Origin of the sequence: Streptomyces polyasparticus, assembly GCF_014493765.1 — a bacterium.
Lineage (GTDB): Bacteria > Actinomycetota > Actinomycetes > Streptomycetales > Streptomycetaceae > Streptomyces > Streptomyces polyasparticus.
The window spans coordinates 181,044-204,300 of sequence record NZ_JACTVJ010000007.1; the positions used below are offsets into that span (position 1 = coordinate 181,044).

A 23,257-nucleotide genomic window follows, 5' to 3' on the forward strand; every position below is an offset into this window, starting at 1 on the left:
CATCTTGTTGAATTCACGGCATGCAGATACGCATCTCCTGGCCCGCAGACCATCTGACCGCGACCCTCGAGGACACCCCGACCAGCCGCGCGCTGGCCAAGGCGCTCCCCCTCACCGCCTCGGCCAACACCTGGGGCGAGGAGGTGTACTTCGACACCGGGGTGAGCGTCGAGCGGGAGGCCGACGCCGCGCAGGTCGTCGACCCCGGCACGGTGGCGTTCTGGACCGACGGCGACGCGCTGGCGCTGCCGTACCGCCCCACGCCGATCTCCCGCGGCGAGGAGTGCCGTCTCGCGAGCCCCTGCAATCTGCTCGGCTCGCTCGACGGCGACCCCCGACGCCTCGCGACGGTGCGCAGCGGTGACCCGATCCGGGTGGAACTGGTCGCCGAATAGATTCCCTTGGCCGGCTGGGTCCCCTTAGTCGGCCAGGACCCCTTACAGCTCCTTGCGGAAGGCCTCCGCGGCCCCCAGGAAGAGGTCATTGGCCTCGTCCTCGCCGATCGTGACCCGCACACCCTCGCCGGGGAACGGCCGCACCACGACACCGGCCTTCTCGCAGGCGGCCGCGAAGTCGACCGTGCGCTCCCCGAGCCGCAGCCAGACGAAGTTGGCCTGCGTCTCGGGGACGGTCCAGCCCTGGGCCCTGAGCGTCTCCAGGACCCGGCCCCGCTCGGTCACCAACGAGCCGACCCGGCCGAGCAGTTCGTCCTCGGCGCGCAGCGAGGCCACCGCGGCGTCCTGCGCGAGCTGGCTCACCCCGAAGGGCACCGCTGTCTTGCGCAGCGCGGCCGCGACCGGCTCATGGGCCACCGCGAAGCCGACGCGCAGACCCGCGAGGCCGTACGCCTTGGAGAAGGTGCGCAGCACGCAGACATTGGGCCGGTCACGGTAGAGCTCGATGCCGTCCGGCACCTCGGCGTCACGGATGAACTCGCGGTAGGCCTCGTCCAGGACCACGAGCACATCGCTCGGCACCTGGTCGAGGAAGCGCTCGAGCTCGGCCCGGCGCACGACCGTGCCCGTCGGGTTGTTGGGGTTGCAGACGAAGATCAGTCGGGTGCGGTCGGTGATCGCGGCCGCCATCGCGTCGAGGTCGTGCACCTCCCCCGCGGTCAGCGGCACCTTCACCGAGGTCGCGCCGCTGATCTGCGTGATGATCGGGTACGCCTCGAAGGAGCGCCAGGCGTAGATCACCTCGTCGCCCGGGCCGCTGGTCGCCTGGATCAGGGACTGGGCGACGCCGACCGAGCCCGTGCCGGTGGCGAGATGCGTCAGCGGGACGCCGAAGCGTTCCGACAGCTCGTTCATCAGACCCGTGCACGCCATGTCCGGGTACCGGTTGAAGGACCCGGCGGCCGCGATCGCCTGCTCCATCACGCCGGGGAGCGGGGGATACGGGTTCTCGTTGGAGGACAGCTTGTACGCCACCGGACCGCCGGCCGCGGCGCCCGCGGCGGTAGCCGCTGATTGGACACTGCGGCCCGGCTTGTAGGTCGGGATGCCGTCCAGCTCGGCGCGCAGCTTCGGGCTCTGGCTCACCGCGGGTCCTCCTCATGCCACTGAAGGCTTCGTGCCACTCAGGTTCGAATACTGCTCACTCTATGAGGATTCCGCTCGCCTGCGAATGGCCTGTGGACAACGAGAACTCCCGAGGGCGGCGCGGCGTGGACGGGAGGGGGGAGCGCCCTGCGGGGTGCCGCGCGCCGGTGGCTCGCGCCGTGGCGCGCATCACCCGTGAAGGTGAGTTGAGACCTGTTCGCAACATGGAGCACTTGCCAGGCGCATGCGCACACACGAGGTGGTGATGGAGCAGTAAGCCCTTAACTCCCTTAGTATCCAAGGGAGTTAAGGGAAGTGGACCTTGCAAAAACGTGCCTGTCAACGAGTGAATATGCGCCCCTGTCGACCACCCTCATGAGCCCTACTATCGGCTCGCCATGACAGCAGCAGGGAAGCACCAGGTGAGCCGGGCGCAGACTCGGGGAAGCCGGCAGGGTCGGGCGGGCATCCGGGACGTGGCCGCCGCTGCCGGTGTCTCCATCACGACCGTCTCCGACGCGCTCAACGGCAAGGGCCGGCTACCCGACGCCACCCGCCGCCACGTCCGCGAGGTCGCCGACCGGTTGGGCTACCGCCCTTCCGCAGCGGCCCGAACCCTCCGTACGGGAAAGTCCGGCCTCATCGGCCTGACCGTGACCACATACGGGGATGAACCTTTCACCTTCACCGAGTTCGCGTACTTCGCGGAGATGGCGAGAGCCGCCACCTCCGCCGCGCTCGCCCGCGGCTACGCCCTTGTCATCCTGCCCGCGACCTCACGCCATGACGTCTGGTCCAATGTCGCCCTCGACGGCACCGTCGTGATCGACCCCTCGGACCAGGACCCCGTCGTGAGCGAACTGGTGCGCCAGGGCTTACCCGTGGTCTCCGACGGACGCCCGGCCGGCTCGCTTCCGGTGACCGCCTGGGTCGACAACGACCACGAGGCCGCCGTGATGGAGATCCTCGACCATCTCGCCGAGGCCGGGGCCCGCCGTATCGGCCTGCTCACGGGCACCACGACGGACACCTATACGCATCTGTCCACCACCGCGTATCTGCGCTGGTGCAAGCGCGTGGACCAGGACCCGGTGTACGAGGCCTACCCGGCGCACGACCCGTGTGCGGGCGCCGTCGCCGCCGACCGGCTGCTCGCACGGCCCGACCGGCCGGACGCCGTCTACGGTCTCTTCGACCCCAACGGCACCGATCTGCTCGCCGCCGCACGGCGCTACGGGCTGCGCGTGCCCGACGATCTGCTGCTCGTCTGCTGCAGTGAGTCCGCGGTGTACGCCACCACCGAGCCGCCCATCACCACGCTCTCGCTCAAACCGCGCCGTATCGGCACCGCAGTGGTGCAGCTGCTCATCGATGCCATCGAGGGGGTCGATTCGGCCGGCCCGCTCGAGCAGGTGATACCGACGGAACTGATCGTCCGGACCTCCTCGCAGCGCCGCCGCCCGCGTACGACGGTGAGTCCGCCCCGTACGCCCGAGCAGTGAGTGACGGCCGCCGGCCGCCGCACAGCGTCCGGCGGCCGCTCCGAAACGGCAACGAGCGGCTTGCGAGCGGCAGCCCGCCGTTCCGAAACGGCAACCGGCCGTTCCGAATCGACGGCCGGTTGCCCGCAATTCGGGAGAAATCCCCTGCGCCCCCGAGTCCTGCCACGATTCACCACCCCTGGTGCATCACAGAGCGCCAGGCGCATTCCTATGATGGGCGCACGACACCACGGACGGCCGCGACCAGGCAGTCCGGTCCGGTGGCGGAATGCGGCGCAACGGTGGTGGAGGGGTCGATGACTCAGGGGGCCGGTCAGGGACCCGTGGTGCGTACGGACACGGTCCGCGACTTCCGCGTGCCCGCGTATGTGCAGCAGACCGCCGACCTCGGCGAGACGGCCGAGCGTACCGGTGAGAACAGCGACCATTTCGGTGATCCCCGCGACGGTTTCGGCGACCCCCGCGACAGCTTCGGCGAATCCCGCGAGGGTTTCGGCGATACCTCGGACCGCTTCGGCGACGCCGGCGAGCCCGAGGGCTACACGCCGACGCAGCGCGATCTCCCGGTGATCAACCGCGGGGACACGGTGCAGGTCCGCGTCCCGGCGACCGCGCCCGAGCCGGCCGGATCCGAGGAGCTCGGCCCGCTGTACGTGGTCGGCGATGTGCACGGCTACCTCGACGAGCTGCTCGCCGCACTGCGCGAACAAGGCCTCGTCGACGCCGAGGGCAACTGGTGCGCAGGTAACGCGCGGCTCTGGTTCCTCGGGGACTTCACCGACCGCGGCCCCGACGGCATCGGCGTCATCGACCTCGTGATGCGGCTCTCCGCCGAGGCCGCAGCGGCCGGAGGCTACTGCAAGGCGCTCATGGGCAACCACGAGCTGCTGCTCATCGGCGCCAAGCGCTTCGGCGACACCCCGGTCAACTCGGGGGCGGGCACCGCGACCTTCCAGGCGGCCTGGCTGCTCAACGGCGGGCAGAAGTCCGATATGGACCGTCTCCAGGACCACCACCTCCAGTGGATGTCCCGGCTCGACGCGATCGAGCTGGAGGACGACCACCTCCTGATGCACTCCGACACCACGGCTTATCTCGACTACGGCGATTCGATCACCTCGGTCAACGACACGATCCGAGAGGCACTCACGCGCAATGACGCGGACGAGTGCTGGGACCTCTTCCGCAAGTTCACCAAGCGCTTCGCCTTCCGGGACCAGTCGGGTCCCGAGGCTGTACGAGAGCTGCTGGGCGCGTTCGGCGGCAGCAGGGTCGTCCATGGTCACAGCCCGATTCCGTATCTGCTCGGCGAAGTGGGCTCGGAGGACGGCGAGGACGGGGGCGGGCCTCAGGTCGAGGGTCCCCATGTGTACGCGGACGGCCTCGCCGTCGCCATGGACGGCGGCGTGACCATGGCCGGAAAGCTGCTTGTGCGCCGGCTGCCGCTGGATACCTGAGCGATTCCGGGGCAGGTGCACAGCACCTACTCCTGATCGGCCCCCGGGCCAATTTCCGGAAACCCCCTGTCACCGCGTGCCTGAGCCGCTCTACCATCGGCTTATCCGTAGCAGGCTCTCCTCCGTTTCCGCCCAACTGCCCGAGATCGAGCGGGAGTCACGGCCCTACGGAGCATCGGGGGATGCACATGAACAGCGCTCCGCACCTGCTGAACGAGGACCGCCAGGACTATGAGCGGGTCCTCGATGAAGCGCTGCGCTCCGCACCGCACCGCCCTGATCTGGCCGCCGTCGGCGAACGTCTGAACCCGGAACAACTGCGCACGATGGCGCTCAACGCCACCGCGCTCATCACCGCCGCCGCCGCGTCCGAGTACGAGCACTACGTCAAGGTCCGCGAGGAACTGCGCGAACCGGCCCGGCCCAAGGCCGCCGTCTCCGAATCCGGTGCGTCCGAGTCCCCCGAGCCGTCGACGGGTCCTGTGGGCCTGGCCACGAGCATGGGCGAGGTCGCGGAGGGCGCGGGTCTGGTCGCCGTCGTCGCCGTGCTCGCGCCGGTACTCGCGGGCACCGCGGCCGCGATCTTCCTGCTCATCGGCTACATCCTGAAGATGCTCAACCCCGAACCCACCTTCGCCAAAACCCTCCTGACGGCCGGCTGGTTCTTCGGCGCGCTCACCGCCGCGGGCATCCTGGTCGCGGCTGTCGGGCTCCTGATGACCGCGCTGCGCAACGGCTCCACGTCGCAGGCGGCCGGAGGCGGTGAGCTGACCGGGGAGGTCGCACGCGCCAGGGAAGCCTGGTGCGATGCGCTTCTGGAGCGGGGTGTGCTGCCGTTCCTGCGTGAGGCCCTGGCCGACCCCGGTGCGGCCAGGCATCCGACCGCGAGCCCGCCGTCCAGCCGTATGCCCCAACTCGGCTACAGCCACCCGGGCTTCAGCAGCCCCGACGGCGGCCCGCCGGCGGGCCCCAAGCCCAGCTTCTCGAGCCCGGACTTCTCCAGCCCGGACTTCGGGGGGCCGGAGCATCAGCCGGACTGACGAGCCGCGGTCCGGCTCAGGTGATGTCCATCTCAGGTGCCGTCCGGCTCAGGTGCCGTCCGGCTCAGGTGCCGTCCGGCCAGGCGTTGTTTCACGTGAAACGGGCGGGCCGCGCAGGGAGTTCGGCTTCCCGTAGCCGCAACAGCCGCTCCCCGGTCGCGTACAGCTCGACCAGAAGAGGGCGCAGCGCCCGGCCCGCCTCTGTCAGTTCGTAACGCGTACGGACAGGAAAGCCGCGCCTCCGCTCGACCGTGACCAGACTGCTCTCCTGAAGGGTGCGCAGCCGCTCGCTGAGCACCTTCGCGGAGAGCTCCGGCAGCCGTGTCCGCAGCTCCGTGAAGCCGCGAGGGCCGCCCATCAGCTCACGCAGCACCAGCGTGGTCCAGCGGCCCGCTACGGCGGCGAGCGCGGCCTCCACGGGGCAGCCGGGCTCGGGGCGGCGGGTCCGACCGGCCGAGCCGGGCACCAACTCCGGGTCCCAGCCGTGGATTTCCGTTTGGTGACCTATTTCGCCGGACTGTTCACTCGTCGTATGACGCATCTCCCCAGTGTGCCGCTGGCGACCGGCGCAGCCGAGCATCCGTATGCCTTCGCCCGGGCCTTCAACACCTTCGATCCGGCGGTGCTGGACCAGGTCTACGAGCCCGGGGCGGTCTTCGTGCCCGAGCCGGGCCACGAGGTCACGGGAGCAGGGCGGATACGGGCCAACGCGGAGTTCCTCGCGCTGCGGGTGCCCATCCGTGTGACGCCGCGCCACACCTACGTGGCCGGCGAACTGGCGCTTCTGATCGTCGACTTCGTGATCGCCGGCGTCGCCGCGCACGGCGGCTCCGTACACATCGAGGGCACCGCCACCGACGTGGCCCGCCGGGGCCCGGACGGCTTCTGGCGCTACGTGATCGACAACCCCTTCGGTACGGCCGCCCCCTTCGGCACCGGCAACCCCACCGCAACCGCCGGCGCGCCCGATGCGGGGCGGACCGAGTAACCCGGGCCGCCCCGCCATCGAGAGGACGCCGTCGTTCAGTCCGCGATCGGCAGATACACCCGGTTGCCCGCCGCGGCGAACTCCTTGGACTTCTCCGCCATCCCGGCCTCGACCTCCGCCTGCGAACCCCCGTGCTCGCGCCGGATGTCCTGCGAGATCTTCATCGAGCAGAACTTCGGCCCGCACATCGAGCAGAAGTGCGCCGTCTTCGCGGGCTCCGCCGGCAGCGTCTCGTCGTGGAACTCGCGGGCCGTGTCCGGGTCGAGCGCCAGGTTGAACTGGTCCTCCCAGCGGAACTCGAAGCGCGCGTCCGAGAGCGCGTCGTCCCAGTCCTGGGCGCCCGGGTGCCCCTTCGCCAAGTCCGCCGCGTGGGCGGCGATCTTGTACGTGATCACGCCCGTCTTCACATCGTCCTTGTTGGGCAGACCCAGGTGCTCCTTGGGCGTCACGTAGCAGAGCATCGCCGTGCCCCACCAGCCGATCATCGCGGCGCCGATGCCCGAGGTGATGTGGTCGTAGGCGGGCGCGATGTCCGTGGTCAGCGGGCCGAGCGTGTAGAACGGCGCCTCCTCGCAGATCTCCTGCTGGAGGTCGATGTTCTCCTTGATCTTGTGCATCGGAACATGGCCCGGGCCCTCGATCATGGTCTGTACGTTGTGCGCCTTGGCGATCTTGTTCAACTCGCCCAGGGTCTCCAACTCGGCGAACTGCGCACGGTCGTTGGCGTCCGCGATCGAGCCGGGACGCAGACCGTCGCCGAGGGAGTACGTGACGTCGTACGCCGCGAGGATCTCGCAGAGCTCCTCGAAGTTCTCGTACAGGAACGACTCCTTGTGGTGCGCGAGGCACCACGCGGCCATGATCGAACCGCCGCGCGAGACGATGCCGGTCTTGCGGTTGGCCGTCAGCGGCACGTACGGCAGACGGACGCCGGCGTGCACCGTCATGTAGTCGACGCCCTGCTCGGCCTGCTCGATGACCGTGTCCTTGTAGATCTCCCAGGTCAGTTCCTCGGCCTTGCCGTCGACCTTCTCCAGGGCCTGGTAGAGCGGCACGGTGCCGATCGGGACCGGGGAGTTGCGCAGCACCCACTCGCGGGTGGTGTGGATGTTGCGGCCGGTCGAGAGGTCCATGACCGTGTCGGCGCCCCACTTGGTGGCCCAGGTCATCTTCTCGACCTCCTCCTCGATGGAGGAGGTGACCGCGGAATTGCCGATGTTGGCATTGACCTTCACCAGGAACCGCTTGCCGATGATCATCGGCTCGATCTCCGGGTGGTTGATGTTCGCGGGGAGCACGGCGCGGCCCGCGGCGATCTCGTCCCGTACGACCTCCGGCGCGACGTTCTCGCGGATGGCCACGTACTCCATCTCCGGCGTGATCTCACCGCGGCGGGCGTACGCGAGCTGCGTCACCGCCTCGCCGCCCCGGCCTCGGCGGGGCAGGCGCGGACGGCCGGGGAACACCGCGTCGAGGTTGCGCAGATTGCCCCCGCGCGGCGAGGTGTGCTTGATGCCGTCGTCCTCGGGACGGACCGGACGGCCCGCGTACTCCTCGGTGTCGCCGCGGGCGATGATCCAGTTCTCCCGCAGCGGGGCGAGGCCCCGGCGGACGTCGGTGTCGGCGTTCGGGTCCGTGTACGGGCCCGAAGTGTCGTACAGGGTGACCGACTTGCCGTTGGTGAGGTGCACCTGGCGCACCGGCACCTGCATCTCAGGGCGCGAGCCCTGGACGTATGCCTTGTGCCAGCCGATGGACTTCCCGGCCTCGTCAGCATCAGCAGAGCTGGAGGCAGGCGTGCGTACGTCCTGTGTGGTCATGAGACCTACTCCCTACGCCGGCATTACCCGGTAACAGGTTCGGCGGTCGACGCAGCCGTATCCGTACATCTCGTACGGAGGTCAGCGCCCTCTCAGCCCGGTGCTCCGAGCTCCCGCGTGTGCAAAGGTGCCCCCACGCTAGCGTCATGTCGGCCACGCTGAACAGAGGGCCCCTTTCGTTCTTGCGATGATCGGTCGGTGACCACCACGCCTCAGCCACCTCAGCAGCCGCCCCATCCCCCGCACGCTCCGGGGCATGGACACAGCCACAGCCACGGCCCCGCCGCCCCCGTCTCCACGCATCTGCGCAAGGTGATCGCGGCCGTTCTGATCCCGTTCGCCACGGCGGTGCTCGTCGGGCTCGCGATCCTGTGGCCCGGCTCTGCGCCCGAGCACAAGCGCACCGGTGTGGGCTTCGACCGGCAGACGTACTCGGCGAAGGTCACCGAGGTGCAGCAGGTCGACTGCAAGGACGTCAACGCCTCCCAGGTCCCGCCGACCGGCGACACCTCCACCGCCGAGGGCAACTCCGCGCAGCAGCAGGCGACCGGGGAGTGCAAGAAGGCGACGATCGAGGTGACGGCCGGACCCGACAAGGGCCGCACGTTCACCGAGATCGTCCAGCCGGACGCACCACGGCAGTTGGAGGAGGGGCAGGAGGTGGTGGTCGCCTACGCGCCCGACGCTCCCGAGGAACTGCAGTACTCGGTGACGGATGTGAACCGCGGCACCCCGATGTGGCTGCTCGCCGCGATCTTCGCGCTGGCCGTGGTGGTGGTGGGCCGGATGCGCGGCGTGATGGCGCTGGTCGCTCTTGCGGTGAGCTTCGCGGTGCTGACCCTGTTCATCCTGCCGGCGATTCTGCAGGGCTCGAACCCGCTGGTCGTGGCGGTGGTCGGGGCCAGCGCGATCATGCTGCTCGCGCTGTACATGTGCCATGGACTCACCGCCCGTACGTCGGTGGCGGTGCTCGGCACGCTGATCTCGCTGCTTCTGATCGGGCTGCTCGGCTCGCTGTTCATCGGCTGGGCCTCGCTGACCGGCAACACCGACGACAACACCGGCCTGATCCACGGCCTCTACCCCGAGATCGACATGAGCGGTCTGCTGCTCGCGGGCGTCATCATCGGTTCGCTCGGTGTGCTCGACGACGTGACGGTCACACAGACCTCCGCCGTATGGGAGCTGCACCAGGCCGATCCGTCCATGAGCGCACGGCAGTTGTATCGGGCGGGCATCCGGATCGGCCGCGATCACATCGCGTCGGTGGTCAACACCTTGGTCCTGGCGTACGCGGGCGCGGCCCTGCCGCTGCTTCTGCTCTTCTCGATCGCCCAGTCCAGCGTGGGCACGGTGGCCAACAGCGAGCTGGTGGCGGAGGAGATCGTACGGACCCTCATCGGGTCGATCGGCCTGGTGGCGTCCGTACCCGTGACGACGGCGCTGGCGGCGCTGGTGGTGGCGAAGGACAAGGGGCCGGGGGTGCAGGGTCCGGGGGCGCCCGCACCAGGGTCACCCGTGACGGGGGCACCGGCTTCCCTCACGGAGACGGGGCGGATGAAGGCGATCAAGCTGGGCGGGGGCAGCGGGCGGCGCCGCAAGCGGTGATACGGCCTGCGCGCGGGCGGGGGCTCAGCCCGTGCTCTCCGCCAGGATGCGCCCGAGCGCCTCGTCGAGATGCGTGTCGAAGTCGGCGAGGGCGCGCTCCTGGCCGAGCGGGACCAGCCGGTCCGTACGGTCGAGGAAGGCGATCAGCGGTGCGATGGAGACCTTGAACAGGGCCTGGTCAGTGCCCACTTGGAGCCTGATCAGCGCGTCGCACAGCGGGTCGCTGCCATGCGGGGCGATGTGCACATCGCCTTCGCCACAGGGGTTGTTGATGCCGTCGACCAGCAGCTCACGGCTGAACGCCCAGGTCACAGGGGCGTCTCCGGGCAGATGGAAAGTCAGGCGCACGGCATAGGGGTCACGCGTCCAGTACCGGAGTTCCACCGGAATCCGGAAGGAGAGTTCCTCGGAGACGAGAAAACTCATCATGACCTCTGCGTGTACGGACTCGCGCATCGCCTACCCCGTCGTCTGCCGCGTCTTGAGTTGGGCCCGGAATCATGTCCAGGAATCACGGCCAGGAATCATCTTCCTGACGCTCCTGGCAGTTTGCTGAACGTACTCATCGGATCACAAGGAGTGAGTTTTCAGATACTGATACGCCACGCGCCGCGCCCGTACAAGCACTCGCCAGGGCACTTCGGAGGGTGACACGGAAGGCGGTTCCGTAAACCTTCCCAGGCCGAGCGATCACAGACCGCCTTCCCGGGCTGGGCGATCACAGACTGATCGAGAAGGCCAGCGTCCCCAGCTTGCGCCCCACCTCCGTCTGCAACTGGCGCGCCGCGGGCAGCAGTCGGCCCGCCCGGTGCACGGGCAGCGAGATCGCGATGGTGGCGGCGGTCGAACCCGCGGTGATCGGGATGGCCGCGCAGACATGGCCGAGCGCGTACTCCTGGCGCTCGACGACCGGCTGCATCCGCGGTACGGCAGCAAGGCGGCGCAGCAGCACACGCTCGTCGCGCACGGTGTACGGGGTGATCGACTGGACGCGGTGGCGGGCGAGATGGTCACGCCGTGCGTCCTCGTCCAGCTGCGAGAGCAGACACTGGCCGATGGCATGGGCGTGCGCGGTCTGCCGGAAGTCGGCCCACTCCTCGACGGCCCGGGCGCCATGGGAGTCCGCGACGGCTTCGACCTGGACCTCGCCCTCGCGGTAGACCGCGAAATAGGTCGGCACACCGATCACATCGCGCCAGTGCTCCATCACGTCGCCGATCATGGTGCGACGTTTCTCCTTGGCCCCGTTGCTCGCCAGCCGCTCGGCCGCCTCGCCGACGACGAAGACGCCTTTCTCACGGCGCAGATAGCCCTCATGGGCAAGGGTGCGAAGGAGGTGGTACGCGGTGGGCAGCGGCAGTCCGGCCTCGCGGGCCAGCTGCTTCGCCGGGGCGCCGCCGGCATGCGAAGCGACCGCTTCGAGCAGGCGCATCGCCCGCTGTACGGACCCGATCAGGGTCGGTGCGGGCGCGGCGGTCGAGACGGTGAGGGTCGAGGCGGTCGAGACGGTGGGGGTCGAGGCGGTCGAGACGGTGGGGGTCGAGGCGGTGACGGATTCTGCCGAGGCCACGGTGCACTCCCCAGGCACGAGGGAACCCCCGCCTTCGTGGGGTGCGGGGGTGGGCGGTCCGATCGCGCGGGGCGTACGCCCCGCGTCGGTTTCCGGACTTTAACGGCCGCGGACCCCAAGTGCAGGCCCTGGCCGGAAACTTCCCTCGGGCGAGCGAACCGGAGGCCTGCTCACCGCTCATGAAGCGCTACGAAGGGCGACAACAAACGTCACCATTCGGAACGCGTCGAAGAACTTCCGTCCTTGAACTTCCGTACGAGATAGATGAGTCCACCGACGAGGGCAGCGAAGACGAGGACCTTGAAGAGCAGTCCGACGACGAAGCTGACGAGCGTCCACAGCACGCTGCCGAACACCACGAGGGCGATCACCGGAATCGCGATCCACTTCACCCACCACGGCATCCCCGCGAGTATCTCCTTCATGGCGTCCTGCCTTTCTCCGGACCTCCCTGTGAGCTCCTGCCTCGATGCTAGGCGGACAGGGGTGCCCGGCGGGGCCCTCGCAGCCCTTGTCCTTCCCTGAAGCGACCCCTAGGGATCCCGGGGGTGTGCCCCCTGACGACTCAGCCCTCGGGCGGTGAGAAGACCACGAGCACCCGCAGGTCCTCGCTGATGTGATGGAACTTGTGCGGCACCCCGGCGGGCACATAGACCACGCTGCCGCGCCCCACGGTCGTCGTCTCCATACCGACCGTGAGCGAGGCCCGGCCGCTCACCACGAGGTAGACCTCGTCCTGCTGATGCGGCTGCTGCGGATCGGCCTGTCCGGCGTCCAGGGCGTACAGGCCGACCGACATGTTCCGCTCGCGCAGAAACTGCAGGTACGCCCCGTCGTTGGCGGCCCGCTCGGCATCGAGCTCATCCAGTCGGAACGCCTTCATAAGCTGCCGATTCCTCTCCTGCTGCCGCACGCCGGTGCCCGGCCGCGATCACGTCTGCCACGATCAGACACATGAAGAATTTCGTAGTCAAGACGATCGCCAACTCGGCTGCGCTGGCCGTGGCCATCTGGCTGGTCCACGACATCACGCTCACCGGCAACAGCACGCCTCGCAAGGTGATCACACTGATCGTGGTCGCCCTGGTCTTCGGCCTGGTGAACTTCCTGGTCAAGCCGATCGTGAAGCTGCTCACCCTCCCCTTGTTCATCCTCACGCTCGGCCTGATCACCCTCGTGGTGAACGCCCTGATGCTGCTGCTCACCTCCTGGCTCGCGGACAAGCTGGACCTCAGCTTCCACGTGGAGGGCTTCTGGACGGCCGTCGTCGGCGCCCTGATCATCAGCATCGTGTCCTGGGCCATGCACATGGTCCTGCCGGACAAGGACTGAGCCATGGCCTCGTATGACGCCGCCGGCTCCGCCTACGCCCCCTCCTCCGGCACCTTCCGTGTGTGCTTCGTCTGCACGGGCAACATCTGCCGCTCGCCCATGGCCGAGCACGTCTTCCGCTCGTACGTGGAGGAGGCCGGCCTCGACGCTCTGGTCGAGGTGGACAGCGCGGGCACGGGCGGCTGGCACGAGGGCGACGCGGCGGATCCCCGTACGGTCGCGGTGCTCGAGGAGAACGGTTACGGCAGCGAGCACGCAGCCCGGCAGTTCCAGGCCGGCTGGTTCGCGCGGCGGGACCTGGTGATCGCGCTCGACGAGGGGCATCTGCGCGCGCTGCGCCGCCTCGCCCCGACACCGGCGGACGCCGACAAGGTGCGGCTGCTGCGCTCGTACGATCCGGGCGCGGCCGGCGACCTGGACGTCCCCGACCCGTACTACGGCGGACGGGACGGCTTCGACACCTGCCTGGAGCTGGTCGAGGCGGCCTGTCCTGGGCTGCTCACGGCCGTGCGGGGCGCGCTCGGGGAGCGGGGAGCCGCATGAGCGGGGACCTGGATCCGGAGGGCATAGGCGCCTCGCGTTCGGCACACGATGACGGTCACGGGCTCGGGGAGAGCACACGGGCGCTGCGCGCCGGTCTCCCCGAGCCCGTCCAGTTCCAGCCGCCGCTCCCCGGGCCGGTGTTCACCTCCCACTACCACTTGGCGGGCGACCCCACCGGCCCCTACACCTACGGGCGCGACGAGAACCCCACCTGGAGCCTGCTCGAACGGGCGATCGCCGAGCTCGAATCACCCTTGGAGCCCGCCGAGTCGCTGGTCTTCGCCTCCGGGATGGCCGCGCTCTCCGCCGTCCTGTTCTCGCAGCTGCGCGCCGGTGACACCGTGGTCCTGCCGTCGGACGGCTACCAGGCGCTTCCTCTCGTACGGGAGCAGCTCATCGCGTACGGCATCGAGGTGCGCACCGCACCGACCGGCGGCGACGCCCAGCGTGAGCTGCTCGACGGCGCCCGGCTGCTGTGGCTTGAGACGCCGTCCAACCCCGGGCTCGACGTGTGCGACATCCGTGCCCTGGCCACGGCCGCGCGGGAGCGGGGTGCGCTGGTCGCCGTGGACAACACCCTGGCCACGCCGCTGGGCCAGCGCCCGCTCGATCTCGGCGCGGACTTCTCCGTGGCCGCCGCGACCAAGGGGCTCACCGGGCACGGCGATCTGCTGCTCGGCTGTGTGACCTCGCGTGATCCGGAGCTGCTCGGCCCCGTCCGGCGGTGGCGGAAGATCGTCGGGGCGATTCCCGGGCCGATGGAGGCCTGGCTCGCGCACCGCTCGCTGGCGACCCTGGAACTGCGGCACGCGCGACAGTGCGCCAACGCCCTTGCCCTGGCAGAGGCATTGAGCACCCGAGCCGAGGTGTCGGAGCTGCGGTATCCGGGGCTGCCCGGCGACCCCTCGTATCCGGTCGCGGCCCGTCAGATGCGGCGGTTCGGCAGCGTGGTGTCCTTCTCGCTCGACTCGCGGGCACGGGCCGAGCGCTTTCTGGCGGCGCTGCGGCTGGTCGACGAAGCGACCAGTTTCGGTGGCGTACGGTCCACCGCCGAACGACGGGGACGCTGGGGCGGGGACGCCGTCCCGGAGGGCTTCATCCGCTTCTCGGTAGGGGCGGAGGACCCGCAGGACTTGGTGACGGATGTGCTGCGCGCACTGGATGCATCGGCGGATGCCTAGCGCCCGCGGCGCCGACACGGTGACACTCCGCCCTCTGCGGGGCACGGCCGCTGGGCCGCCGCTGCCGACGCGACAACTAGGCGGTCTACGTACAACGGACGGCCCGAGCCTCCCCCCTCGTGGCTCGGACCGCCCCGGTTCTGCGCGCGAAGAACCGCTTGAACAAGGCTAGTTGACTCTGTGTCAGTGTCCAATCACGGTAGCGACAGCGACCTATCGACTTATTTATAGTTGGGCGGGTTCGGGCGCCAACGGCACTTCGCCACAGGCTCGGGCTTCGGAGGGGGATACATGGATCTGGCCCTGCTGCGGACGTTCGTCACGGTGCACCGGGCCGGCTCCTTCACGCGCGCCGCCGCGCTCCTCGGTCTCTCACAGCCTGCGGTCACCTCGCAGATCCGCACTCTGGAGCGGCAGTTGGGCCGCCCGCTGTTCTTACGGCAGGCACGCGGTGTGACCCCCACGACGATCGGCGACGAGCTCGCGCACAAGGCCGCGCCCCATCTGGACGCGCTGGTCGAGATAGCCGAGAGCGGAATCGCGGAGGAGTCCTCCGTACGTACGCTGCATCTGGCCGGACCGCCCGAGTTCACCGCAGAACGCGCGCTGCCGGCGCTCACCGCGCTGACCGGCGAGGACGGTCAGAGCTTCACCCTGCGGGCCTCGTTCGGCACGGCCGAGGAGACCCTGGAGGGTCTTGCGGCCGGCCATCACGATCTCGCCATCTCCGCAGCCCGCCCGCGCGGGGGACTGCTCACCGCGAGCGCGCTCTGTGACGAGGAGCATGTCCTGGTCGCCGCGCCGACCTGGCAGCAGAAGATCGGCGCCGCCGCGGTGCGCCGCCATGGCGCGCTCGCCCTGGAGGGCCTGCCGGTCGTCGAGGTGCATGAATCGCTGCCGCTGGTCGCCCGCTACTGGGCGGCCGTCTTCGACACACGGCCCGCCTCCGCGGGCACCGTGGTCGTCCCCGATCTGCGGGCGGTGCTGGCCTGTGCCGCCGCGGGCGCGGGATTCGCGGTGCTGCCGCGCTATCTGTGCCAGGGCGCCCTGGAGCGCGGCGAGGTGGTCGCGCTGCTCGAACCGCCGGTGCCTCCCTTGCGCACGTACTTCCTGGTGGTGCGCACCGGCACACTCGCCATGCCGCATATCGCGCGGGCGCATGAGTGGCTGCTGAGCGCCGCAACCGACTGGTGTTGAGCCTCGGCTCGGGAGCTCTCAGGAGTTCCGTGGTGTTTCACGTGGAACATGACGGGTTTCACATGGAACATGACGGGCCACATTTCCACCATGACCGTCCGACCCGTGGTCAAGCGCACCGCACGAGCCGTCCTGCTCGACGGCGACGACCTGATCCTCATCAAGCGCACCAAGCCCGGCATCGATCCCTACTGGGTGACACCCGGCGGGGGAGTCGAGGCCGAGGACGCGACCGTCGTCGACGCCCTGCACCGCGAGGTGTACGAGGAGCTCGGCGCCAAGGTCACCGATGTCGTGCCCTGCTTCGTGGACACCGTCGAGCACATCGGTGCCGACGGCGGGGCGACCGGCGTGAAGGTGCAGCACTTCTTCGTCTGCCGCCTCGAATCCATGGACCACTCGCTGCGGCACGGTCCGGAGATCGAGGAGGGCATCGGCGAGTACGAGATCGTCCGGATTCCCTTCACGCGCGTGGGGATCGCCTCGGTGCATCTCGTACCGCTGTCGCTGCGGCACTATCTGGACGGCAACATCGAGGGCGTACGGGCGATGCACGCGCCCGATCTGGGCTGAGGGCTCTCCGCCTGCGCGCGCGGGCCCTCAGCGCGCCGCGGCGATCAGTTCCTCGAACTCGTCATGCCGTATGCGCTCCGACGGTATGCCCACGCCGAGGAGCGCGTCGATGCCGTTGCGGATCATGCCGGGCGGTCCGGACAGATAGGCGTCGTACTCGTTCCACGGCCCGTACTCGCGCACCGCGTCCGGCAGTTGGACATGCTGGCGGTGCCGGTCCACGACAGGGCGGACGGCCAGCCACGAGTGGGACTGCTGCAGCCGGAGCATGGTGTCGATGTCGTACAGATCGTGATCACTGCGTGCGCCGTAGAAGACCTCGACGGGCCGGCGCTCACCGTGCTCGGCCACATCCTCGATCAGCGCCTTGATGGGCGCTATGCCGGTGCCGCCGCCGAGGCAGAGCATCCCGTTCTCCGTGGAGTGGTCGACGGTCATGGTGCCGGCGGGCGGACCAAGCCGCAGGGTGTCGCCGGGGCGGGCGCGGTGCACCAGAGCGTTGGAGACCCAGCCGGCCGGCACCGCCCGCACATGGAAGGAGAGCAGACCGTCGGCCCGTGGGGCGGAGGCGAAGGAGTAGTGCCGCCAGATCCGCGGCCACCAAGGGGTCTCGAGGGTCGTGTACTGCCCGGCGAGGAAGGGGTACGGCTGGTCGGGTCGTACCGTGACCACCGCTATGTCGGAGGTGCGCTGATCGTGCGAGACCACCTCGGCGTACCACCAGGGCGGGGCCTTCTGCTCGTCCTCGGCCGCGGCGTCGATCATCACCTGGGAGATCGTCGTGTACGTGCGGACCCAGGCGGCTTCGGTCTCCGCGTTCCAGCTGTCGGTCGCGTAGTGGCTCAGGGCGCCGAGCAGGGCCTCGCCGACGGCCGGGTAGTGCTCCGCACTCGTGCCGTACTTGCGGTGGCCGCGGCCGAGGTACTGCAGATACGAGACCAGGACCTGCTTGTTGTCTATGTGCTCGGCCGCGGTGAGCAAGGCCTTCAGCAGCCGGTCGCGCTGGGTGTCCATCGAGGCGGGGAACAGGCCGCGCAGATGCGGGTGGTGGACGAAGAGCAGCGCGTAGAAGTACGAGGTGACCTTGTCGGCGATGGGGCCGATCTCCGCCATGGTGCGCTGGATGAGCTGGGCGTCCGGTGAGGGGGCGTGCGCGGAGCGCTTGGGGGCCTCGGGCCGAGAGGCCTCGGGCTTGGGGGTCTCGCGCTGGTGGTCAGCGGGCTGGGGGATGGCGGCCTCGGGCTGCGGAGCGGCCGGCTCGGGCTGGGGAGCGGCGGCCTTGGACTGGTGAGGAGTGAACCAGCCGCTGTCCTCACCGGAAATGCCGTTGTCGGCCGACGTGGTGGTCGGAGCGTCCATGTTGTGCCTCGCCTCGAACATCTTTCGGTCGGTCTGTGCACTTCCCTGTCGGAAGTTGCGCGATATTCCCCGCTCTGCATCACATGTGCTGTGTCACACGTCGCTCTGCAGCATTGCGGCCGCCGCATTCACTTCCGGACATACCGTCAATACCGACGTACCGGGGAAAGTGATATGGGCCGCAGTCCCGCCACGGCAGCGTGGCATGCGGTGCGTGGACATCGGACAAATAGCGGGAAGTCCGGGTAACCGATCCCTCCATGACGTTAGGCTGCAGTGACCTGCGTGCCGGGACCGCAAGGGGGCCCGGCACGAACCGGAGTCGACCATACCGGCCGGGCTCCCCCGCACAAGCCCCTTCCCCCACTCGCGAAATTCCGCTACAACCCGCCGGTAATTTCCTTCACAGAACCGGCGTCACCATTTCGCAAGCCGCTCGCAGATCACGCCCCGTATAGGCGTGAGTGGCCAGTTGAGCCACGTGGTGATCCGCATTCACGGCCACCGAGACAGGCACCGCGGCGAACAGTTCGACATCGGAGCGTGAGTCGCCGTAAGCGACGCAATCGGTTCTGGCCAGCCCGAATGATTCACAGAGCGCGTCCGCGATCTTCACTTTCCCTCCAGCATCGAGAATGCCGTCGGGATCAATAGGTGAGGTGAACGGCACAGCCGGGAAGACAGAGCCGTGCGCCGCGTGTGCTCCCCAGCCGAGCAGCCGCTCGACGAAGAACGACGGCGACAGCGAGACCACCGCCACGTACTCCCCGCGCGCCTTGATCGCGGACCAGGCCTCCTGGATGCCGGCCAGCCACGGCGCACCCTCGAAGGCCGCCGTCACATCGGCGACGGTCAGCTCCGCCCACAGCTCGCGGACACGCATCGCGTACTCCACCGGGCTGAGCCGGCCGGCGACGAAGTCGCGCTCGATCGCGACGATCTCGGCGTCCAGGCCGAGCTGCCGGGAGATCTCCACCGGGGCCGCACTGCCGTGGAGCAGGGTCCCGTCCAGGTCGAAGAGGTGTAGGCGTGGCATGTACGCCGACGCTAGTACGCGCGGTTACTCCCGCTGTCAGACGCCCCGGGCCCCTGCCCGACGGCACTGTGTTTCACGTGAAACTCAGCCGCCCCGCTCGCCGGGCCACCCTCGTCGTCCATGTCGCCGCCGCTGCCGGCTGGCTCGGGCTCACGCTCGGGCTGCTTGCCCTGGCCACCGCGGCGATCACCACCGATTCCGCGGCCACCACGGAGGCCGCGGTCCGCTCGATGAAGATCTTCGCGGACTGGCTGGTGCTTCCGCTGGCGCTGCTCACGCTGCTCAGCGGACTCCTGCTCTCGCTGGGCACCCCCTGGGGACTCGCCCGGCACCGCTGGGTCTACACCAAGTTCTGGCTGACCCTGGCCACGACCGTGGCCTCCACCTTCGCGCTGCGTCCCGGAGTGACCCACACCGCCGAGGTGGTCGCCGCGGGCGGTGCGGTCCCGAACACCACGGACCTGATCATGGGCCCGATCGTCTCCCTCTCCGCGTACCTCTTCATGACGGTCATCTCGGTGCTCAAGCCCTGGGGTCTGACGAAGCGCGGCCGCAGGCAGCGTGCCGAGTCGGCGGAACGTGGCCGGCAGGGCAAGCCTGGCGCGGGCGAGCGTGGCCGAAAGCACGGCCCCGGCTCCCGGAAAGCACTGGACGCGAAGGACATCCGTCAGCCAGCCTGACCAGCGTGTCGACACCTTCCCTCGCTGACCTGCCCGTACGCCGCCTCACACCACGCGACGTGACCGCCTGCGCCGACCTCTCCGAGGACCGCGGCTGGCCACGCGAGGAACACAAGTGGGGCCTGTTGCTCTCCGCGGGCCAGGGCTACGGAATCGACGATCCTGCGGGCGGCCTGGTGGCCGCCTGCACCGTCACGTCGTACGGCACCTCCGACCAGCCCGAACTGGCCGCGATCGGCATGGTGTTGGTCGCCCAGCGGCACGCCCGCAAGGGAGTGGGGCGACGGCTGATGAAGGAGGTCCTCGCGCTCCTAGAGGGCTCCCCGGTCACGCTGCACGCCACTCCGTACGGTCAACCGCTGTATGAGGAGCTCGGTTTCAAGACAATCGGCCGCGCGGAGATGGTGCGCGGCCGCTTCCGCGCCACGGGCCCGGCGCCCGCTGTCCCCACGCGCGCGGCGACAGCGGAGGACCTCCCGGCCCTGCTCCGCCTGGACGCCGAGGTCTTCGGCCCCGACCGCACCCATGTGCTCACGCGACTGCCCGCATTCGCCGACCAGTTGCGAGTGGCGGAGGACTCCGGCGAGCTGATCGGCTACGCGGCGGCCTGGCCCAACATGGACACCCACGTCATCGGTCCCCTGATCGCCCGGGACACGGAGACGGCCAAGGCGCTGGTCGCCTCCCTCGCGGCGCATTCCGACCGGCCGCTGCGCACAGACATCGACGTCCGCCACGAGGAGCTCCTGACCTGGATCAAGTCCCAGGGCGTGGAGCCGGTGGCCTTCAACGCGGTGATGGCGTACGGCATCCCGGACCTCCCGGGCGACTGGACCCGCCGCTTCGCACCGCTGACGGTGGCGGCGGGCTGAGTCCGGACGACAGTGGAGGCGGACCCGCCGAGCGGGTCCGCCTCCACTGTCGTCTGTGCTGCTAGGCGAGCTTGGCCAGGGCCTCGACGCCGAACCCGTGGTCCTGCTCCGGTGCTCCGCCGCCGATGCCGAGCGCACCGATCAGACGGCCGTCGCGGCGGACGGGTATGCCGCCCGCGATGAAGAGCAGCGGACGATCAAGCGCCGTCGGCAGGGTGTGGAAGGGCGCACCGGGCTGCACGGCATCGACGAGGTCGGCCGTCGGGGCGTTGAGCTGCAGCGCGGTGTACGCCTTGCGCGTGCTGGTCTCACCGGCGATCAGCACCGCGCGGTCGTCGCGGCGGAATGCCAGCAGATGCCCGCCGGCGTCGAGAACGGTGACGCTCACCGGCACCCCGGCCGCCGCGGCCGCCTCATGCGCGGCATCCACAAGGAGCTGCGCGTCGGCCGTGGACAGCGGGGCGGGGGCGAGGGTGGTGCTCATGAGGGGGTTTCTCCTTGCGGGTTGGTGAGGTGGTGCGGTCGTGGGGATACGGGAGGCAGGCCATCGCGAGCGGACACGGAGCGCTGGTCAGCGCGCGGATACGGGAGTCAGGTCAGCGTCGGCTCGTCGCCACCGCCAAGGCGGTCGCGGTCGGGACGCCGCTCGCGACCACACGTCCCGCGGAGCCGGGACGCCGCTCCAGCCCGGCCGAGACGAAGGCGAGGACCAGCGCGGAGGCGGCGAGCAGTGCGCCCACCCAGTTGGGCGCCGTGTAGCCGAGCCCGGCCGAGATGACCACGCCGCCGAGCCAGGCCGCGAGCGCGTTGCCGAGGTTGAAGGCGCCGATGTTGACGGCGGAGGCCAGCGTCGGCGCCCCGGCAGCCTGGTCGAGCACCCGCTTCTGCAGCGGCGGCACGGTGGCGAAGCCCAGCGCGCCGACCAGCGCGATGGTCACGGCCGCCGCGATCTTGTTGTGCGCGGTGAACGTGAACAGGCCCAGAACAACGGCGAGCGCGCCGAGCGAGACGTACAGCATCGGCATCAGCGCCCGGTCGGCGAACTTGCCGCCGATGAGGTTGCCGCCCACCATGCCCAGGCCGAACAGGACGAGCAGCCAGGTCACGGAGGAGTCGGCATAGCCGGCGACATCGGTCATCATCGGCGTGATGTAGGTGATCGCCGCGAACACTCCGCCGAAGCCGAGCACGGTCATCGCCATGGCGAGGAGCACCTGGACGTTGCGGAACGCGGCGAGCTCATGGCGCAGCCGTACGCCCTCGGGCTTGGGCAGATCCGGCACCAGCTTGGCCACACCGAGCAGCCCGACGACACCGAGCGCCGCCACGATCCCGAACGTCACCCGCCAGCCGAAGCTCTGCCCGACGAGCGTGCCGAGCGGCACACCCACGACATTCGCCACGGTCAGACCGGTGAACATCATCGCGATCGCCCCGGCCTTCTTCTCCGGCGCGACCAGCTCGGCCGCCACCACGGAGCCGATGCCGAAGAACGCGCCGTGGGCGAGCGAGGCCACGATCCGTCCGGCCAGCATCACGCCGAAGGCGGGGGCCAGCGCCGAGAGCACATTGCCCACGATGAACAGGCCCATCAGGAGCATCAGCATCCGCTTGCGCGAGATCTTGGTGCCGAGCGCGGTCATCAGCGGGGCGCCGAGGACCACACCGAGCGCATAGCCCGTGACGAGATAACCGGCGAGCGGGATCGAGACATCGAAGTCCGCCGCGACCTCAGGCAGCAGGCCCATGATCACGAATTCGGTGGTGCCGATCCCGAAGGCCCCGATCGCGAGGGCCAGGAGTGCGAGAGGCATGAGGGTTCACCTTCACAGGAGGATGCGCCGTACTGTTGCTTCAGCGCCTTACGAGCGTCCACAATAATTGCAGACGCTGATTAATTGCAAACGCTGGCTATTGCGTTTGTGTTCTATCCTGGTGAACAGCAGCGCCGGGCAGTACCCGGAAAGCGCCGCAGCAGTGCCCGAAGGGAGAGAGCCATGACCGCGACCGACCCCGCGATGACCGCACTCGCGCAGAGCTGGTGCGCGCTCTCGCTGCTCCACGGCCAGATCGAGTCCCGCATCGAGAAGGCACTGCAGAGCGCCCATGAGCTCAGCGTCCGCGAGTACTCGCTGCTCGACGTCCTGAGCCGGCAGCACAGCGGCCCCGGCGGCCATCTGCAGATGAAGCAGGTCGCCGACGCGGTGGTGCTCAGCCAGAGCGCGACCACCCGCCTGGTGGCCCGCCTGGAGGACCGCGGCCTTCTGAAGCGCTACATCTGCGACACCGACCGCCGCGGCATCTACACCGACGTCACGGAGGAGGGCCAGGCGCTCCTGACGGCGGCCCGCCCCACCAACGACGGAGCCCTGCGCGAGGCCCTCGACGCGGCGGCCCAGGACCCGGAGCTGGCCCCGCTGGTCCGGGCGGTCGAAGAGCTCAAGGTGCCCGCGTAACACCGTCTCGGGACCGTGCATAGGGTCGGCCCCATGAGCGACCTCGAGATCCGCCCCGCGTCCACGGAGGACATCCCGGCCATCGTCGCGATGCTGGCCGATGACGCGCTGGGCGCCCAGCGCGAGTCCCCCGACGACCTCACTCCGTATCGTGCGGCCTTCGACCGTCTCGCCGGCGACCCCCATCAGCATCTGATGGTCGCGGTCCGCGCCCAGAAGGTCGTCGGCACGCTCCAGCTGACGGTGATCCCGGGGCTCTCCCGCCGCGGTGCCACCCGCTCCATCATCGAAGGCGTACGCATCCACGGCGACGAGCGCGGCAGCGGTCTGGGCACCCTGCTCATCGAGTGGGCGGTGGCCGAATCCCGCCGCCAGGGCTGCCAGTTGGTCCAGCTCACCTCGGACGCCACCCGCACGGATGCCCACCGCTTCTACGAGCGGCTCGGCTTCGAGCCCTCCCACGTGGGCTTCAAACTGCCGCTCCACTGACGGCGTTGGGGTC

Annotated in this window: 26 protein-coding genes; 15 read left to right on the forward strand and 11 right to left on the reverse strand. The window is 69.5% G+C overall.

Annotation, left to right across the window (positions count from 1 at the left end):
* Positions 1-20: 20 nt before the first annotated feature.
* Positions 21-395 carry a cyclophilin-like fold protein gene (locus tag H9Y04_RS16490; RefSeq protein WP_187814637.1) on the forward strand — a complete coding sequence of 125 codons (375 nt, stop codon included), beginning with the start codon at positions 21-23 and terminating at the stop codon, positions 393-395.
* A gap of 42 nt (positions 396-437) precedes the next feature.
* Here the strand turns inward: H9Y04_RS16490 and hisC are convergent, their stop codons facing one another.
* Entirely contained in the window at positions 438-1,541 is a 1,104-nt protein-coding gene (hisC, locus tag H9Y04_RS16495) for a histidinol-phosphate transaminase (protein WP_187814638.1), read from the reverse strand.
* 398 nt (positions 1,542-1,939) lie between these two features.
* On the opposite strand from hisC, the gene H9Y04_RS16500 reads away from it, so the two are divergent.
* The 3 genes from H9Y04_RS16500 to H9Y04_RS16510 all read left to right on the forward strand — a co-directional run bounded on the left by H9Y04_RS16500 (position 1,940) and on the right by H9Y04_RS16510 (position 5,540).
* A complete protein-coding gene (locus H9Y04_RS16500) occupies positions 1,940-3,043 on the forward strand; it encodes a LacI family DNA-binding transcriptional regulator (RefSeq protein WP_187814639.1) in 1,104 nt (367 codons plus the stop codon).
* Between the two features lie 281 nt (positions 3,044-3,324).
* Entirely contained in the window at positions 3,325-4,500 is a 1,176-nt protein-coding gene (locus tag H9Y04_RS16505) for a metallophosphoesterase (protein ID WP_438818112.1), read from the forward strand.
* Between the two features lie 182 nt (positions 4,501-4,682).
* Positions 4,683-5,540 (forward strand): hypothetical protein, encoded by an 858-nt coding sequence (locus tag H9Y04_RS16510; protein ID WP_187814641.1) that lies wholly within the window; start codon positions 4,683-4,685, stop codon positions 5,538-5,540.
* Between the two features lie 91 nt (positions 5,541-5,631).
* Here H9Y04_RS16510 and H9Y04_RS16515 read toward each other — a convergent pair whose 3' ends face one another.
* On the reverse strand, positions 5,632-6,081 hold the full coding sequence (locus H9Y04_RS16515; protein WP_187814642.1) for a winged helix-turn-helix transcriptional regulator: 450 nt from the start codon (positions 6,079-6,081) through the stop codon (positions 5,632-5,634).
* On the opposite strand from H9Y04_RS16515, the gene H9Y04_RS16520 reads away from it, so the two are divergent.
* On the forward strand, positions 6,073-6,528 hold the full coding sequence (locus tag H9Y04_RS16520) for a YybH family protein (RefSeq protein WP_187814643.1): 456 nt from the start codon (positions 6,073-6,075) through the stop codon (positions 6,526-6,528). The two genes, H9Y04_RS16515 and H9Y04_RS16520, sit on opposite strands and share 9 nt — an antisense overlap.
* Positions 6,529-6,563: 35 nt before the next feature.
* On the opposite strand, the gene thiC is transcribed toward H9Y04_RS16520, so the two are convergent.
* Positions 6,564-8,348 carry a phosphomethylpyrimidine synthase ThiC gene (thiC, locus tag H9Y04_RS16525; RefSeq protein ID WP_214661290.1) on the reverse strand — a complete coding sequence of 595 codons (1,785 nt, stop codon included), beginning with the start codon at positions 8,346-8,348 and terminating at the stop codon, positions 6,564-6,566.
* Positions 8,349-8,546: 198 nt separating this feature from the next.
* Here thiC and H9Y04_RS16530 point away from each other — a divergent pair, with 198 nt between their 5' ends.
* A complete protein-coding gene (locus H9Y04_RS16530; protein WP_187814644.1) occupies positions 8,547-9,956 on the forward strand; it encodes a YibE/F family protein in 1,410 nt (469 codons plus the stop codon).
* Between the two features lie 24 nt (positions 9,957-9,980).
* On the opposite strand, the gene H9Y04_RS16535 is transcribed toward H9Y04_RS16530, so the two are convergent.
* The 4 genes from H9Y04_RS16535 to H9Y04_RS16550 all read right to left on the reverse strand — a co-directional run bounded on the left by H9Y04_RS16535 (position 9,981) and on the right by H9Y04_RS16550 (position 12,409).
* Positions 9,981-10,412 carry an SsgA family sporulation/cell division regulator gene (locus H9Y04_RS16535; protein WP_187814645.1) on the reverse strand — a complete coding sequence of 144 codons (432 nt, stop codon included), beginning with the start codon at positions 10,410-10,412 and terminating at the stop codon, positions 9,981-9,983.
* A gap of 262 nt (positions 10,413-10,674) precedes the next feature.
* Positions 10,675-11,388, reverse strand: coding sequence for an IclR family transcriptional regulator (locus H9Y04_RS16540; RefSeq protein ID WP_187815080.1), 714 nt, complete (start codon positions 11,386-11,388; stop codon positions 10,675-10,677).
* A gap of 347 nt (positions 11,389-11,735) precedes the next feature.
* Positions 11,736-11,951, reverse strand: a complete 216-nt coding sequence (locus H9Y04_RS16545) for a DUF5326 family protein (RefSeq protein WP_187814646.1) — start codon at positions 11,949-11,951, stop codon at positions 11,736-11,738.
* A 140-nt stretch (positions 11,952-12,091) separates the two neighbouring features.
* On the reverse strand, positions 12,092-12,409 hold the full coding sequence (locus H9Y04_RS16550; RefSeq protein ID WP_187814647.1) for a cupin domain-containing protein: 318 nt from the start codon (positions 12,407-12,409) through the stop codon (positions 12,092-12,094).
* A 71-nt stretch (positions 12,410-12,480) separates the two neighbouring features.
* Between H9Y04_RS16550 and H9Y04_RS16555 the strand changes: the two genes are divergently transcribed.
* The 5 genes from H9Y04_RS16555 (at position 12,481) to H9Y04_RS16575 (ending at position 16,352) form a co-directional block, all read left to right on the forward strand.
* Positions 12,481-12,858: a phage holin family protein gene (locus tag H9Y04_RS16555; protein ID WP_187814648.1), complete on the forward strand. Its 378-nt coding sequence runs from the start codon at positions 12,481-12,483 to the stop codon at positions 12,856-12,858.
* Positions 12,859-12,861: 3 nt separating this feature from the next.
* On the forward strand, positions 12,862-13,401 hold the full coding sequence (locus H9Y04_RS16560) for a low molecular weight protein-tyrosine-phosphatase (RefSeq protein ID WP_187814649.1): 540 nt from the start codon (positions 12,862-12,864) through the stop codon (positions 13,399-13,401).
* A complete protein-coding gene (locus tag H9Y04_RS16565) occupies positions 13,398-14,582 on the forward strand; it encodes a cystathionine gamma-lyase (RefSeq protein WP_187814650.1) in 1,185 nt (394 codons plus the stop codon). Before H9Y04_RS16560 ends, H9Y04_RS16565 begins: the two co-directional genes overlap by 4 nt.
* Before the next feature lie 291 nt (positions 14,583-14,873).
* On the forward strand, positions 14,874-15,779 hold the full coding sequence (locus H9Y04_RS16570; RefSeq protein ID WP_187814651.1) for a LysR family transcriptional regulator: 906 nt from the start codon (positions 14,874-14,876) through the stop codon (positions 15,777-15,779).
* A gap of 90 nt (positions 15,780-15,869) precedes the next feature.
* Positions 15,870-16,352, forward strand: a complete 483-nt coding sequence (locus H9Y04_RS16575; protein ID WP_187814652.1) for an NUDIX domain-containing protein — start codon at positions 15,870-15,872, stop codon at positions 16,350-16,352.
* A gap of 27 nt (positions 16,353-16,379) precedes the next feature.
* Here the strand turns inward: H9Y04_RS16575 and H9Y04_RS16580 are convergent, their stop codons facing one another.
* Complete coding sequence (locus tag H9Y04_RS16580; protein WP_438818113.1) at positions 16,380-17,732, reverse strand: globin domain-containing protein; 1,353 nt, start codon at positions 17,730-17,732, stop codon at positions 16,380-16,382.
* Between the two features lie 382 nt (positions 17,733-18,114).
* Entirely contained in the window at positions 18,115-18,747 is a 633-nt protein-coding gene (locus H9Y04_RS16585; RefSeq protein ID WP_187814654.1) for an HAD family hydrolase, read from the reverse strand.
* A 77-nt stretch (positions 18,748-18,824) separates the two neighbouring features.
* On the opposite strand from H9Y04_RS16585, the gene H9Y04_RS46745 reads away from it, so the two are divergent.
* On the forward strand, positions 18,825-19,427 hold the full coding sequence (locus tag H9Y04_RS46745) for a DUF2269 domain-containing protein (RefSeq protein WP_187814655.1): 603 nt from the start codon (positions 18,825-18,827) through the stop codon (positions 19,425-19,427).
* A 5-nt stretch (positions 19,428-19,432) separates the two neighbouring features.
* The gene (locus H9Y04_RS46750) at positions 19,433-20,299 is read left to right on the forward strand and encodes a GNAT family N-acetyltransferase (protein ID WP_187814656.1); all 867 of its coding nucleotides are present in this window, start codon (positions 19,433-19,435) and stop codon (positions 20,297-20,299) included.
* Positions 20,300-20,360: 61 nt separating this feature from the next.
* Here H9Y04_RS46750 and H9Y04_RS16600 read toward each other — a convergent pair whose 3' ends face one another.
* On the reverse strand, positions 20,361-20,783 hold the full coding sequence (locus H9Y04_RS16600; RefSeq protein WP_187814657.1) for a GlcG/HbpS family heme-binding protein: 423 nt from the start codon (positions 20,781-20,783) through the stop codon (positions 20,361-20,363).
* Between the two features lie 112 nt (positions 20,784-20,895).
* On the reverse strand, positions 20,896-22,113 hold the full coding sequence (locus tag H9Y04_RS16605; protein WP_187814658.1) for an MFS transporter: 1,218 nt from the start codon (positions 22,111-22,113) through the stop codon (positions 20,896-20,898).
* 183 nt (positions 22,114-22,296) lie between these two features.
* Here H9Y04_RS16605 and H9Y04_RS16610 point away from each other — a divergent pair, with 183 nt between their 5' ends.
* Both H9Y04_RS16610 and H9Y04_RS16615 read left to right on the forward strand, forming a co-directional pair.
* Positions 22,297-22,755 carry a MarR family winged helix-turn-helix transcriptional regulator gene (locus tag H9Y04_RS16610; protein WP_187814659.1) on the forward strand — a complete coding sequence of 153 codons (459 nt, stop codon included), beginning with the start codon at positions 22,297-22,299 and terminating at the stop codon, positions 22,753-22,755.
* A 33-nt stretch (positions 22,756-22,788) separates the two neighbouring features.
* Positions 22,789-23,244 (forward strand): GNAT family N-acetyltransferase, encoded by a 456-nt coding sequence (locus H9Y04_RS16615; RefSeq protein WP_187814660.1) that lies wholly within the window; start codon positions 22,789-22,791, stop codon positions 23,242-23,244.
* Positions 23,245-23,257: the final 13 nt, after the last annotated feature.

Bases quoted from the DNA above. Each gene is read 5' to 3' on its own strand.
- H9Y04_RS16490 (WP_187814637.1), top strand. From the start codon at position 21: ATGCAGATACGCATCTCCTGGCCCGCAGACCATCTGACCGCGACCCTC.
- H9Y04_RS16500 (WP_187814639.1), top strand. From the start codon at position 1,940: ATGACAGCAGCAGGGAAGCACCAGGTGAGCCGGGCGCAGACTCGGGGA.
- H9Y04_RS16510 (WP_187814641.1), top strand. From the start codon at position 4,683: ATGCACATGAACAGCGCTCCGCACCTGCTGAACGAGGACCGCCAGGAC.
- H9Y04_RS16520 (WP_187814643.1), top strand. From the start codon at position 6,073: ATGACGCATCTCCCCAGTGTGCCGCTGGCGACCGGCGCAGCCGAGCAT.
- H9Y04_RS16515 (WP_187814642.1), bottom strand. From the start codon at position 6,081: ATGCGTCATACGACGAGTGAACAGTCCGGCGAAATAGGTCACCAAACG.
- thiC (WP_214661290.1), bottom strand. From the start codon at position 8,348: ATGACCACACAGGACGTACGCACGCCTGCCTCCAGCTCTGCTGATGCT.
- H9Y04_RS16535 (WP_187814645.1), bottom strand. From the start codon at position 10,412: ATGCGCGAGTCCGTACACGCAGAGGTCATGATGAGTTTTCTCGTCTCC.
- H9Y04_RS16540 (WP_187815080.1), bottom strand. From the start codon at position 11,388: ATGCGCCTGCTCGAAGCGGTCGCTTCGCATGCCGGCGGCGCCCCGGCG.
- H9Y04_RS16545 (WP_187814646.1), bottom strand. From the start codon at position 11,951: ATGAAGGAGATACTCGCGGGGATGCCGTGGTGGGTGAAGTGGATCGCG.
- H9Y04_RS16550 (WP_187814647.1), bottom strand. From the start codon at position 12,409: ATGAAGGCGTTCCGACTGGATGAGCTCGATGCCGAGCGGGCCGCCAAC.
- H9Y04_RS16555 (WP_187814648.1), top strand. From the start codon at position 12,481: ATGAAGAATTTCGTAGTCAAGACGATCGCCAACTCGGCTGCGCTGGCC.
- H9Y04_RS16560 (WP_187814649.1), top strand. From the start codon at position 12,862: ATGGCCTCGTATGACGCCGCCGGCTCCGCCTACGCCCCCTCCTCCGGC.
- H9Y04_RS16565 (WP_187814650.1), top strand. From the start codon at position 13,398: ATGAGCGGGGACCTGGATCCGGAGGGCATAGGCGCCTCGCGTTCGGCA.
- H9Y04_RS16570 (WP_187814651.1), top strand. From the start codon at position 14,874: ATGGATCTGGCCCTGCTGCGGACGTTCGTCACGGTGCACCGGGCCGGC.
- H9Y04_RS16575 (WP_187814652.1), top strand. From the start codon at position 15,870: ATGACCGTCCGACCCGTGGTCAAGCGCACCGCACGAGCCGTCCTGCTC.
- H9Y04_RS16580 (WP_438818113.1), bottom strand. From the start codon at position 17,732: ATGTTCGAGGCGAGGCACAACATGGACGCTCCGACCACCACGTCGGCC.
- H9Y04_RS16585 (WP_187814654.1), bottom strand. From the start codon at position 18,747: ATGCCACGCCTACACCTCTTCGACCTGGACGGGACCCTGCTCCACGGC.
- H9Y04_RS16600 (WP_187814657.1), bottom strand. From the start codon at position 20,783: ATGAGCACCACCCTCGCCCCCGCCCCGCTGTCCACGGCCGACGCGCAG.
- H9Y04_RS16605 (WP_187814658.1), bottom strand. From the start codon at position 22,113: ATGCCTCTCGCACTCCTGGCCCTCGCGATCGGGGCCTTCGGGATCGGC.
- H9Y04_RS16610 (WP_187814659.1), top strand. From the start codon at position 22,297: ATGACCGCGACCGACCCCGCGATGACCGCACTCGCGCAGAGCTGGTGC.
- H9Y04_RS16615 (WP_187814660.1), top strand. From the start codon at position 22,789: ATGAGCGACCTCGAGATCCGCCCCGCGTCCACGGAGGACATCCCGGCC.